The organism is Psychrobacter sp. H27, from assembly GCF_059072655.1.
Genome location: NZ_JCACRX010000001.1, coordinates 2,047,257 through 2,060,519 on the forward strand (window position 1 = coordinate 2,047,257; position 13,263 = coordinate 2,060,519).

Genomic DNA, 13,263 nt, shown 5'->3' on the forward strand with positions numbered 1-13,263 from the left:
GCTTACTTGCGATCTTCAACTTTTACAAAATCACGGCGCGTTTCACCAGTATACAACTGACGCGGGCGACCGATTTTGAATGGTGCACTATGCATTTCTAACCAGTGGCTGATCCAGCCTGAAGTGCGAGCCAATGCGAAGATAACTGTAAACATTGACGTTGGGATACCGATGGCTTTCAAGATGATACCAGAGTAAAAATCAACGTTTGGATATAGGTTACGCTCGATGAAGAACGGGTCTTCTAGCGCGATTTTCTCTAGTGCCATCGCTAACTCAAGCTTAGGGTCGTTGATACCTAGTGCTTCTAGTACTTCATCACAAGTCTCTTTCATTACTTGAGCGCGTGGATCGAAGTTTTTGTAAACACGGTGACCAAAGCCCATGAGCTTCACTTCACGGCTTTTTACTTTTTCCATGAACTCAGGCACGTTTTCGACAGTACCGATTTCATCTAGCATCTCAAGAACAGCTTCGTTGGCGCCGCCATGTGATGGTCCCCATAACGCAGCAATACCTGCAGCGATACATGCATAAGGGTTTGCACCGGTAGAGCCAGCTAGACGTACTGTTGACGTAGAAGCGTTTTGCTCATGGTCAGCGTGCAAGGTAAAGATCTTGTCCATGGCGCGAGTGATAACGTCATTGGTTTCGTAATCTACATCAGCAGGCGTTGCAAACATCATGTACAAGAAGTTTTCTGCGTAGTTAAAGTCATTACGCGGATACATGAACGGTTCGCCTTGTGAATACTTATAACTCATCGCAGCAAGCGTAGGCATCTTAGCAATTAGACGAATAGCTGTGATTTCGCGATGTTCTTCATTGCTCACGTCTAGGTCTTCATGATAGAACGCTGATAAGGCACCAACGACACCAACCATAATAGCCATTGGATGCGCGTCACGGCGGAAGCCTTCAAAGAACTTACGCAATTGATCATGGACAGGAGTATGCTCGCGGATTTTTTCAAAAAAGTCTGCTTTTTGCTCAGCAGTAGGTAGGTCACCATGAATCAATGCATAAGCGACTTCTAGGTATTCAGCGTTGTTCGCTAACTCGTCGATAGGGTAGCCACGATGCAATAACTCGCCTTTACCGCCGTCGATGTAAGTAATCTTTGATTCAACAGGAGCAGTAACTTTAAAGCCAGGGTCATAAGACCAGAAGCCTGATTCTTGTAGAGCAGCAACATCGATAACTGGGCGCCCTAAAGTACCTTTAATAATAGGAAGTTCGTATTCTTCACCATTCACGGTTAGTTTGGCATTATTATCAGCCATAAATTGCTCTCCATTGGTTTTAGCTTGTTAGAATAAAATTACTACAGACGTACACCTCACGTCATCATCGGTCAAACGGTAAAATGAATTTAACTCATTTAATACGCAGGGTATATTAGCAGCAATCACTTGTGATTTGAAAAAACTTTTATTGACTACCATCCCAATTGGCATGGGTTAGCGGTGGTTATTCGCTGTAATTTTTGTATCAAAATATGTCTGTTTGGTTATTTTGCTTAAATTTATCCATTTTTCAGCCATATTTATGATGTCAAAATCGGTACAACATTGTTCGAATATTGGCAAAAATCTAGACACATATGCATAAAAATTGAGCTTAAAATCTTCTAGGTCATGAGTAGCAAACCAATCGAATTCGACTTAAGTTTGATATAGATCAATGCTTTTCAGATTGAGTATTACATATCTCTATTTATTTGTTAAATAACTGTGTTTTACTATTGCTTCAGGGATAAGTTTGTAATTATCGCTCAGTCATTTTATAATTGTAGTAATTAACTAGCACTAGCTTGTGCAAATTGATAAGTGGTCATAACATAGTGTCGTTTATAGCTTGCTTTATATATGCCTATTTACGATTGTCTAGTGTTTTGATAGACCAAACCGAATTCTATGGTTTGAGTGTTCCTATTAACCATTCTGTTTTTGAGTGCTGAGCACAAGTATCTGTTGCTTAGTATGCGGCTCGCTCTGAAGTAGAGGACATATTAACGTTGTCTTGCGCTTCATACGACCAATAAAAATAGACTGGTTAGTCGATCTTACTCATGTTTATTCTCTTTGTTGTATAATAGATGGGTTGTTTGATAGGCCTGTCATCTCGACAAGCGATGTTGAACAGTCTATTACTACCTTTATATACATGATCCTTTCTTCATATTTAGCGCAAACTAAAAGAAGTCAGCTAGCTCTTCCTTACTTTATTCGTCTCGTGTGTTGCTCGACGCTCATCTGACACTATCCATGTCAAGCCTCGATAGCAGATACAGGAGTATAACCGCAAAAAGGATGCCCGCTGTGAAAAGCAACCGACCTATTGATCTGCCTTTAAGCCAAGTGATTAGTGTTAATCGCTCACCGATTGCGATCGCCTCTATCTTGCATCGTATCTCTGGCATTATTTTATTTTTATTAATTCCTGTCATGCTATGGTTATTACAGAACTCACTGGCGTCGCCTGAGAGTTTTGCAACTGTATTTGACAACGTACTTGTGCGCTTTTTAGCATGGATATTTGTTGCCGCTATTGCCTATCATTTCGTAATGGGTATGAAACATTTATTTGCTGATATGGGCATGAACGAAGAGCTAAAATCTGGTCGCACTGCCTCTATGGTCAGTTTTGTGATCGCCGCGATTTTGGTTGTCGCGTCATTTGTATGGGTGATGTTCTAATGATAAAAAATGATTCAGGAATCAAAAGTGCTACTGGTCTGACAGGTTCAGGCTCACGTGATTGGATTATTCAGCGTATTAGTGCTGTTGTTTTAGCCGTTTATAGCGTGATATTGCTGGGCTTCTTTTTGACCCATGGTGATGTCACTTTCATTGAATGGTCATCATTTATGACCAGTTTACCGATGCGTTTATTCAGTTTGGTTGCAGTACTTGCACTGGCTGGCCATGCTTGGGTCGGTATGTGGACAGTATTTACTGACTATATTACGACAGGCAAGCTAGGCTCAAGCGCAGCAGGTTTACGTTTAGTACTACAGTCATTGATGATTATCGCTATTTTAGTATTTCTATTTTGGGGCATTATGATTTTTTGGGGTAACGGTTTCGGTATCGCTGCTGTTTAACCATTGAACAAATACCTCTTATATCTATATATAACAGCAGGTATATCCAACTGATAAACTGGTTGGAAAGATAATCGCAATTATCTGCTGATAGCCAAGAATAGTCATAGCATTGGACTAGCATTGATGACCAGCTAATCTGATTATAGCTGAGTAGGCTTAGTCCAGTATAACGATAGATATGCACATGAAGTGGTTGCAGACTGTTTAGATTGTTATGTTACAAGTTTATGAAATAGCCAAATAGTGAGCTTTCATAAATGTGATACAAGCTTTTTAAAGAGTTTTAATTAACTTCTGAGCATTAACAGGCATTAGGAAAACCGTAATGGCAACTAGACAAGACAATACCATTAGTAATATCAAGACCCTAAACTACGATGCAGTCATCGTTGGTGGCGGCGGCTCAGGTATGCGTGCTTCATTGCATTTAGCGGAAGCGGGCATGAAGGTTGCAGTCCTTACCAAAGTATTCCCAACGCGTTCGCACACGGTTGCCGCTCAGGGTGGTATCGGTGCAAGTTTGGGTAACATGAGCAATGACAACTGGCACTTCCACTTCTATGATACCGTAAAAGGATCAGATTGGTTGGGTGACCAAGATGCTATCGAGTATATGTGCCGTGAAGCGCCAAAAGTAGTCTATGAGCTTGAGCACATGGGCATGCCATTTGACCGTAACGAAGATGGTACGATTTATCAGCGTCCGTTCGGTGGTCATACGTCTAACTATGGCGAAAAAGCTGTACAACGTGCTTGTGCTGCTGCTGACCGTACAGGTCACGCGCTGCTACATACGCTATATCAAAAGAATTTAGAGCAAGGCACTGAGTTCTTTATCGAGTGGATTGCCCTTGATTTGATCAAAGACGAAGCGGGTAACATCAACGGTGTCGTTGCGCTTGAGCAAGAGACGGGTACGGTTGCGGTATTCCAGTCACCAATTACTGTCCTAGCGACAGGCGGTGCGGGTCGTATCTTTGCAGCGTCTACCAATGCTTATATCAATACTGGCGACGGTATTGGCATGGCAGTACGTGCTGGTATCCCATTGCAGGATATGGAATTCTGGCAGTTCCATCCAACTGGTGTTCATGGTGCAGGTGTACTACTGACTGAAGGTTGTCGCGGTGAAGGCGCTATCTTGCGTAATAAAGATGGTGAAGCGTTCATGGAGCGTTATGCACCAACCGTGAAAGACTTGGCACCACGTGACCTCGTATCACGTTCAATGGACCAAGAAATCAAAGAAGGCCGTGGTTGTGGTCCTAATGCTGATCATATCGTTATGGATATGACGCATCTAGGCGTTGAAACCATCATGAAGCGTTTGCCATCAGTATTTGAGATTGGTAAAAACTTCGCCAACGTCGACATCACAAAAGAACCAATTCCAGTAATCCCAACCATTCATTACATGATGGGCGGTATTCCAACCACTATTCATGGTCAGGTTGTTGTGCCAGATCTAGAAGCAGGTACTGATGAAGACGGCCTATATGCTAAAGGCAATGTGGTTAAGGGTCTTTATGCAATCGGTGAATGTGCTTGTGTGAGTGTTCATGGTGCCAACCGTTTAGGTACGAATTCACTACTTGATCTACTCGTATTTGGCCGTGCAGCGGGTAAACATATCGTTGATGAGTTCCATCACGCTGATCACAACTACAAGCCGCTTGATCCACGTGTGCTTGATTTTACAGTGAAGCGTTTAGACAAGTTGCAACAGTCTACTGAAGGCTACAATGCGCAAGACGTGGCTGATGAGATTCGGGCAACTATGCAAAAGCATGCTAGTGTATTCCGTACCCAAGCAATGATGGATGAAGGCGTTGAGAAAATCCTAGCGCTAGGCGATAAGATCGAAAAAATTCATCTTGGCGATAAATCACAGGTGTTCAACACAGCACGCATCGAAGCTTTTGAAGTGGCAAATCTGTACGAAGTAGCAAAAGCCACTATGATATCAGCGGCTACACGTCACGAAAGCCGCGGCGCACACAGTGTATCTGACTATGACCGTCCAGAAGATGATGATTACGCACCAAATGGTCGTAACGACCACGATTGGATGAAGCATACTTTATGGTATTCTGAAGGCAACCGTATTATTTATAAGCCCGTTCGCAAAGTACCATTGACTGTTGACTACATTGAACCAAAAGTTCGCGTCTATTAACTCTAGATTGCATGCTTGGTTCATAGCCAACATGCAACAGCAGTCTCAACGTTTTATCCCTTATTAATTTATTAAAAAGGTGACCGCCAGCTACATGCTCATGCCAGCGTTACTGGGCTATTGATTGATATTCGATATTTAATTATCAGTACTAATCAATAGCCAGCGCTAATATGTTGCAGTCTTTGTATGCCCGCCATCACCTACGTGTGGAGTTTAGCATTATGAGCCGAGGTACTCGCACCATCGAAATCTATCGCTACGATCCTGATGTGGACGCAGCGCCGCGCATGCAAACCTATACGATTGAATTACTTGATTCAGATCGTATGTTGCTTGACGTATTATTACGCCTAAAGAAAGAAGATGAGACAATTACTTTCCGTCGCTCTTGTCGCGAAGGTATTTGTGGTTCTGACGGCATGAACATCAACGGCAAAAATGGTCTAGCATGTTTAATCAACATGAATACCCTACCAGAAAAAGTAACGGTTCGCCCGTTACCTGGTTTGCCAGTGGTTCGTGATTTGGTTGTTGATATGAACCAATTCTACGAGCAATATGAGAAAGTACACCCGTACTTGATCAATGATCAGCCAGCACCGCCGACGGAACGTCTACAGTCACCTGAACAGCGTGAAAAGCTAAACGGTCTGTATGAGTGTATCTTGTGTGCGTGCTGTTCAACCAGTTGCCCATCATTCTGGTGGAACCCTGATAAGTTCCTAGGTCCATCAGCGTTACTGCACGCTTATCGCTTTGTTGCTGATAGTCGTGATGGTGATACCCAAGCACGTTTGGCCCGTCTAGACGATCCGTTTAGCTTGTTCCGTTGCCGTGGTATCATGAACTGTGTATCGGTTTGTCCTAAAGGCTTGAACCCAACCAAAGCCATTGGCCATCTACGTAATATGTTGATTGATCAAGCCGGTTAGTAGTTTGCAAGCGCATCAGTTATAATAGATACAGTACGAAAAACACCACCTATTCGTTAGGTGGTGTTTTTGTTAGTTAGACTGGCTTAGATATATTTGCGTGCATACTCTACTGGCTCTATACCAAGCAGGCTTACCTATAGAGTCTTAGATCACAGCAGCAGGAAACTAAAGCAGTAAGTTTGACTCGCAAATGGTCAATATTCAGCCATTGAGCTGGCAAAACACCATACGCAATACATTGGTTGTGTGTAAGAAGACATAATATATAGACAATCAATCTATATAATCGGATATAGACACGAGAAAAGTTTGGTATAATTACGTTTTTGACGATACTAAATGCTAATTGAGTGGTTCAGTAATACGTATCAATTAATAGAATAAAACGTTATGTATACAATTATTGTGCTTGTATAATTGATAATAGATATTCATTACGTAAATACTTAGTATTGAACAAACAAACTATGTCGCAAAAAATGGTCGTGATAGGCTATACAGCAATGTATTTCTGTCTTGATGGACAACATTTCTAGTAGACATAGGATGTTTTAGCGTTAACAGCCATTATAAATGGTTAGCTAAAAGTTTGATTGATTGTTAATAACTTATAACTTACCAATCGGTTATAGCTACAAGAAGTATATATAAATTAATGTTGTGAAACGAGTCAGTTAACAAAACTGAGCGTTCACAAATAATTTTATTTTTAATATAGGTATTGCAATAAGACTTGTTATCACTATTTAGCATCCCTTGCTTCTTTAGACAATGACGGCAATATTCTATAGTGACGGCAATACTTAGGGATAGAAGTGTTTTATCAAATAGTATTTAACGGGATATGACAAATTGTCTATATGCCTAGCATCTAGCGATTGACACCATAATAAGCACGACTCCATTCATTTATCTATCAAATAGACGATTATTATGAATAGTATAACTAAAGAAAAAGCGGACCAAGGACATACTGAACTGGCCGCTGATAATGCCAGCTATATAGAAGCTCTTTACGAGCAGTACCTAACAGACCCTGATAGTGTTGACACAGATTGGCAAGCGTACTTTGAACAGTACAAATCGTCAGACGATGCCAAGCATAACGCGATTAAGGACCAATTTTTATTACTTGCTCGCAATCAGACCGCGAATAAAGTAAGTGATGAAAACACTGACCAAAGCAGTGGTACCTCAAATAACTGTACTGATCCAAAGCAAATGGGTGTGCAGCAATTAATCTCCGCATATCGTCGCCGTGGCCATCGCCGTGCCAAACTTGATCCTTTAGATTTGCATCCACGTGCCGAAGTAGAAGATCTAACGCTTGCTTATCATAATTTATCAGAAGCAGATCTTGATACTGTATTCCCAACCAATGATTTAGTAATCGGTAAAAATGAAGCGCCATTGCGTGAAATTATCGAAATCATGGAGCGTGTGTACTGCCGTCATATTGGTATCGAGTACATGCACGTCACCACCAGCACAGAAAAGCGCTGGATGGAAGAATACTTAGAAACCAACTTGGGCTATATCCAATTTGATAAAGAAAAGCGCTTATCTATTCTTGAGCGCCTGACTGCTGCCGAAGGTTTAGAAAAGTACTTAGCACGTAAATATACGGGCGTTAAACGTTTCGGTCTAGAGGGCGGTGAAAGCTTCATTCCTGCTATCAATGAAATTATTCAACGTGCTGGTGGCTATGGCACAAAAGAGATGGTCATTGGTATGGCTCACCGTGGACGCCTTAACCTACTAGTCAATATCCTAGGTAAAAATCCTGCGGATCTGTTTGACGAATTTGATGGCAAAGTACAACCAGAAAAAGGCTCAGGTGACGTTAAATACCACAATGGTTTTTCATCAAATGTGATGACGCCAGGTGGTGAGGCGCATTTGGCACTAGCGTTTAACCCATCTCATCTTGAAATCGTTGCACCAGTATTACAAGGCTCAGTACGTGCCCGCCAAGTGCGCCGTAATGATCAGCCGTCATTAGACAATACTGGTGGTAATTCAGTATTGCCGATCGTTATCCATGGCGACGCGGCTTTTGCTGGTCAAGGTGTGGTTCAAGAAACCTTCCAAATGTCACAGACCCGTGCTTATACCACTGGTGGTACTGTACATATTGTCATCAATAACCAAGTTGGTTTTACCACCAGCCGTCAAGAAGATGTTCGTTCAACCGAATACTGTACTGACGTCGCTAAGATGGTACATGCGCCCATCTTGCACGTGAATGGTGACGATCCTGAATCAGTCGTATTTGCAGCTCAGTTGGCATTAGATTATCGTCATCAGTTTGATAAAGACATCATCATTGATCTTTTTTGCTATCGCCGTAACGGACATAATGAAGCAGATGAGCCTTCAGCTACGCAGCCATTGATGTATGCAGTTATTAAAAAATTGCCTACAACGCGTACCATCTATGCACAGAAGCTTATCGCTGATGGGCTTTTAAATAGCGAAGAAGAAAAGCAATACGAAGACGACTATCGTGAATCTTTAGACCGTGGTGATTATGTTGCCAGCTCACTAGTAAAAGAACCTAACGAGCAGTTATTTGTAGACTGGAAGCCTTATTTAGGTCACGAATTGGTTGACGACTGGGACACTAGTGTCGATATCGAAAAGCTAAAAGCTTATGGACGCCGTATGGCTGAAATGCCAGAGGGCTACAAGCTACAACGCCAAGTTCAAAAAGTAGTTGAGCAGCGTCTAGCGATGCAGACTGGTGAAGAGCCTCTCAACTGGGGTGCAGCTGAGACATTGGCTTATGCATCATTGGTCGATAACGATGATGTATTGGTACGCATTACGGGCGAAGATGTAGGACGTGGTACGTTCTCGCATCGTCACAGTGAAATCTATAATGTCAATGACGGCAGCATGTATGTGCCACTCGCTCACATGAGTAAAACGCAAGCACGCTTTGCCACCTATAACTCATTGCTATCAGAGGAAGCAGTATTAGCCTTTGAATATGGTTATGCTACGACAGTACCAAATGCATTGATTGTTTGGGAAGCGCAGTTTGGTGACTTCGTGAACGGTGCGCAGGTCGTTATTGATCAGTTCATCTCAAGTGGCGAGACCAAGTGGCAGCGTGTTTGTGGTTTGACCATGTTATTGCCACATGGTTTTGAAGGTCAAGGTCCAGAGCATTCTTCTGCGCGTCTTGAGCGCTTCTTACAGCTATGTGCTGAAGACAATATGCAAGTTATTACGCCAACGACTCCTGCACAGATTTATCACGCCTTGCGTCGTCAAGCAGTACGCCCGATTCGTAAGCCTTTGATCGTTATGTCACCAAAGAGTTTGTTACGTCATAAGCTGGCAACGTCTAATCTAGAAGAGCTTGCCAATGGTAAGTTTGAAACCGTAATTTCAGAGATGGACGACCACAACGCAGACAAAGTTACTCGCATGGTGCTATGTGGCGGTAAGGTCTATTACGATCTACTAGAGCAGCGCCGCGCATTGGGTCTTGATCATGTTGCTATCGTACGTATTGAACAACTTTATCCATTACCAGAGCAACGTTTGGTTGCTGAGATTGAAAAATACAGCAATCTAGCTGAGATTGTATGGACGCAAGAAGAACCACTGAACCAAGGCGCTTGGTACTATCTGGCCCCGCATATGTTCCGTATTGTTGTACCACATCCAACTAAGGCAAAAGTCATGGAGCCGGTGGCACGTCCTCCTAGTGCAGCACCTGCAACAGGTTCGCCAAAACTGCATGCTCAGCAGCAGCAAGCATTGATTGCTGGCGGTCTTGGTATAAGTGTCGATGAGCTATCTAAGTAACAGGTTATCTAATCGAAAGACTATAGCAGATAAATGAATCAGGCGATGACAGTTAGTATTTTTTAATACAATCTAAGCGTTACTTTTAACGAATACTGACTGCCTATCACGACTTAATAATAAGTATGAATATCCACATCTAAGGAGTATATCGATGGCTGACATCAAAGCCCCCGTTTTTCCAGAATCGGTTGCCGATGGCACAATCGTTGAATGGCATGTCACTGAAGGTCAACAAGTTAATCGTGATGACCTACTAGCTGAGATCGAGACTGACAAAGTAGTACTAGAAGTTGTTGCACCTGATGATGGTGTAGTAACTAAAATCGTCAAGCAAGTTGATGACACAGTATTGTCTGATGAGTTGATTGCACAGTTCGAAGCCGGTGCAAGTGCAGGCGAAGCACCAGCTGCAGAGACAACAGAGCAGCCAGCTGCATCAGAAAAGCAAGCTGCAGACGGCGGTGAGCCAGTACAAGCGACTGACAAAAAAGACGAAGCAGATCACAAAGATCAAAGCCCAGCAGTCCGTAAAGCAGCAAAAGAGTCTGGCGTTGATCCTAAAGAAGTTGAAGGTAGTGGTCGCGGCGGTCGTGTCACCAAAACGGACATGGCAAATCCAACGCTAAAATCAGACAGCAGCATCAAATCTGATAGTGGCCGTCCCGTTGCTGAGTCAATGGGCGAACGTACAGAAAAACGCGTTCCAATGACTCGTCTGCGCAAGCGTGTTGCAGAGCGTCTATTGTCAGCATCACAAGACACAGCGATGTTGACGACGTTTAACGAAGTTAACATGAAGCCATTGATGGACATGCGCGCTAAGTACAAAGAAAAATTTGAGAAGCGTCATGGCGTACGTCTAGGCTTTATGTCATTGTTTATCAAAGCCGCAACAGAAGCACTCAAACGCTTCCCAGCAGTAAATGCGTCACTAGATGGCGACGACATTGTTTATCATGGTTTTTATGATATCGGTGTAGCCGTATCATCAGACCGTGGTCTAGTAGTACCAGTATTACGTGACACTGACCGTATGAGCATGGCTGATGTTGAAAGTACCATCCGTGAGTTTGGTAGTAAAGCACAGCAAGGTAAGCTTGGTCTAGAAGATATGACTGGTGGTACTTTTACCATCTCTAACGGCGGTGTGTTCGGTTCATTGATGTCAACGCCTATCTTAAATCCACCACAAACCGCTATCTTGGGTATGCATGCTATCAATGACCGCCCAATGGCTGTTGATGGTAAGGTTGAAATTCTACCGATGATGTACCTAGCGCTATCTTATGACCATCGTATGATTGATGGTAAAGAGGCCGTACAGTTCCTAGTAACTATCAAAGAGTTGGTCGAAGACCCAGCCATGTTGTTACTAGACTTGTAAGCTTCTAAGCTTGTATTGGCAATAGCCGATACAAGCTTTTTCACTTTAGTACAGATTATAGTTTTGCTCAGTCAGCAATCAGTTAATCCGCTGACATATACGAAAATGATTTTAAAAACGGTGACTTACTATCGACTAGAGATAAGTGAGTCTTTCTCACTGATATGGTGTATTAACCATAGAGTGTAGACCGTACTGATTTATCATTAAGATAACAATCTATTTAAATGACACATACAATTAAAAATAGGAACGTACTATGAAAGACAATTATGATTTAGTCGTCATCGGCGGCGGTCCTGGTGGTTACGAAGCGGCTATTCGTGCAGGTCAACTCGGTATGAGCGTTGCCTGTATCGAAAAGCGCGTTTATAAAGGTGAGCCAGCACTTGGTGGCACTTGCTTAAACGTTGGTTGTATCCCATCAAAAGCCTTGCTTGACAGCTCACATCGTTATGAAGCCACTAAGCATGATCTTGACGAGCACGGTATCAGTACTGGTGACGTTGCTATCAATATCGAAAAAATGATAGAACGTAAAGAAGGTATCGTCAAGCAATTGACTGGCGGTGTTGCAGCGTTGCTAAAAGGCAATGGTGTTGACTGGCTACAGGGTTGGGGTACGCTAGTTGATGGTACGGGCACTGACAAAAAAGTCAAATTTACTGCTCTAGAAGACGACAGCGAAACGACGATCACTGCTAAGAACGTTATTCTTGCGGCAGGTTCTGTGCCTATCGAGATTCCTGTTGCCAAAACTGATGGTGACCGTATTGTTGATTCAACTGGCGCACTTGATTTCACTGAAGTACCTAAGCGTCTAGGCGTTATTGGTGCTGGTGTTATCGGTCTTGAGCTTGGTTCAGTATGGCGTCGCCTAGGTGCAGAAGTAGTTGTGTATGAAGCGCTTCCTAGTTTCCTAGCTGCTGCTGACAAAGATATCTCAAAAGAAGCTGGCAAAATGCTGAAGAAGCAAGGTCTTGATATTCGTGTCGATACCAAAGTAACCAACGCTGAAGTTCAAGGTGACCAAGTTGTCGTCACTAGCGAAAACAAAGGCGAGTCGAGCGAGGAAAGCTTTGATAAGCTAATCGTTTGTGTTGGTCGCCGTGCTTATTCTGAAAAACTGCTTGGCGATGACAGCGGTATCACGTTGACTGAACGTGGCCTTATCGATGTCAATGACCAGTGTAAAACCAACCTTGATGGCGTGTATGCTATCGGTGATTTGGTCCGTGGTCCAATGCTTGCGCATAAAGCTATGGAAGAGGGCATGATGGCTGTTGAGCGTATTCATGGCGAAAAACCTCAAGTTAACTATGACACTATCATCAATGTCATTTATACTCACCCAGAAATTGCATGGGTAGGTTTGACTGAGCAAGAAGCTGAAGAAGCTGGCTATGAAGTGAAGACCGGTTCGTTCAACTTAGCTGCTAACGGCCGTGCACTTGCTCAAAGTGAAGCTCAAGGCTCTGTGAAAGTAGTCGCTGATGCGAAAACAGATCGTCTATTAGGTATGCATGCGATCTCTGCTGGTGCTGGTGATATTGTCCATCAAGGTATGATTGCGATGGAATTTGTCTCTAGCATTGAAGATTTGCAGCTAATGACCTTCGCACATCCAACTATTTCAGAAGCAGTGCATGAAGCTGCTCTATCTGCAGACGGCCGTGCTATCCATGCTATCCAGCGCAAAAAACGTAAAAAATAAGTAGTTAATTTAGTTATTGTCGATTTACAACCTGATTGTGGTATCGCTATGTTGGCGATAGCCACGATCATGAGTGCGTTATATGTATGCTTAATATATGTGCGTACTTGATTTCACTTT

General features: G+C 42.9%; 8 protein-coding genes. 7 read left to right on the forward strand and 1 reads right to left on the reverse strand.

Features of this window, described 5'->3' with window-relative positions; genetic code table 11:
* Positions 1 to 2: 2 nt before the first annotated feature.
* Positions 3 to 1,283 (reverse strand): citrate synthase, encoded by a 1,281-nt coding sequence (gltA, locus tag AC5JPY_RS08340; RefSeq protein ID WP_443525081.1) that lies wholly within the window; start codon positions 1,281 to 1,283, stop codon positions 3 to 5.
* Between the two features lie 1,029 nt (positions 1,284 to 2,312).
* Between gltA and sdhC the strand changes: the two genes are divergently transcribed.
* The 7 genes from sdhC to lpdA all read left to right on the forward strand — a co-directional run bounded on the left by sdhC (position 2,313) and on the right by lpdA (position 13,143).
* Entirely contained in the window at positions 2,313 to 2,699 is a 387-nt protein-coding gene (gene sdhC / locus AC5JPY_RS08345; protein WP_319050700.1) for a succinate dehydrogenase, cytochrome b556 subunit, read from the forward strand.
* Between the two features lie 2 nt (positions 2,700 to 2,701).
* On the forward strand, positions 2,702 to 3,106 hold the full coding sequence (gene sdhD / locus AC5JPY_RS08350; protein WP_319050869.1) for a succinate dehydrogenase, hydrophobic membrane anchor protein: 405 nt from the start codon (positions 2,702 to 2,704) through the stop codon (positions 3,104 to 3,106).
* 328 nt (positions 3,107 to 3,434) lie between these two features.
* Positions 3,435 to 5,285: a succinate dehydrogenase flavoprotein subunit gene (gene sdhA / locus AC5JPY_RS08355; protein WP_319050699.1), complete on the forward strand. Its 1,851-nt coding sequence runs from the start codon at positions 3,435 to 3,437 to the stop codon at positions 5,283 to 5,285.
* A 224-nt stretch (positions 5,286 to 5,509) separates the two neighbouring features.
* On the forward strand, positions 5,510 to 6,220 hold the full coding sequence (locus tag AC5JPY_RS08360; RefSeq protein WP_192518379.1) for a succinate dehydrogenase iron-sulfur subunit: 711 nt from the start codon (positions 5,510 to 5,512) through the stop codon (positions 6,218 to 6,220).
* A 936-nt stretch (positions 6,221 to 7,156) separates the two neighbouring features.
* Positions 7,157 to 10,042, forward strand: coding sequence for a 2-oxoglutarate dehydrogenase E1 component (locus AC5JPY_RS08365; protein ID WP_443525084.1), 2,886 nt, complete (start codon positions 7,157 to 7,159; stop codon positions 10,040 to 10,042).
* A gap of 154 nt (positions 10,043 to 10,196) precedes the next feature.
* Positions 10,197 to 11,429, forward strand: a complete 1,233-nt coding sequence (gene odhB, locus AC5JPY_RS08370; RefSeq protein WP_443525086.1) for a 2-oxoglutarate dehydrogenase complex dihydrolipoyllysine-residue succinyltransferase — start codon at positions 10,197 to 10,199, stop codon at positions 11,427 to 11,429.
* Between the two features lie 259 nt (positions 11,430 to 11,688).
* Complete coding sequence (gene lpdA / locus AC5JPY_RS08375; protein ID WP_443525088.1) at positions 11,689 to 13,143, forward strand: dihydrolipoyl dehydrogenase; 1,455 nt, start codon at positions 11,689 to 11,691, stop codon at positions 13,141 to 13,143.
* Positions 13,144 to 13,263: the final 120 nt, after the last annotated feature.

What these genes read in the sequence shown, in the direction of transcription:
- gltA (WP_443525081.1), bottom strand. Translation starts at nt 1,283, where the DNA reads ATGGCTGATAATAATGCCAAACTAACCGTGAATGGTGAAGAATACGAA.
- sdhC (WP_319050700.1), top strand. Translation starts at nt 2,313, where the DNA reads ATGCCCGCTGTGAAAAGCAACCGACCTATTGATCTGCCTTTAAGCCAA.
- sdhA (WP_319050699.1), top strand. Translation starts at nt 3,435, where the DNA reads ATGGCAACTAGACAAGACAATACCATTAGTAATATCAAGACCCTAAAC.
- AC5JPY_RS08360 (WP_192518379.1), top strand. Translation starts at nt 5,510, where the DNA reads ATGAGCCGAGGTACTCGCACCATCGAAATCTATCGCTACGATCCTGAT.
- AC5JPY_RS08365 (WP_443525084.1), top strand. Translation starts at nt 7,157, where the DNA reads ATGAATAGTATAACTAAAGAAAAAGCGGACCAAGGACATACTGAACTG.
- odhB (WP_443525086.1), top strand. Translation starts at nt 10,197, where the DNA reads ATGGCTGACATCAAAGCCCCCGTTTTTCCAGAATCGGTTGCCGATGGC.
- lpdA (WP_443525088.1), top strand. Translation starts at nt 11,689, where the DNA reads ATGAAAGACAATTATGATTTAGTCGTCATCGGCGGCGGTCCTGGTGGT.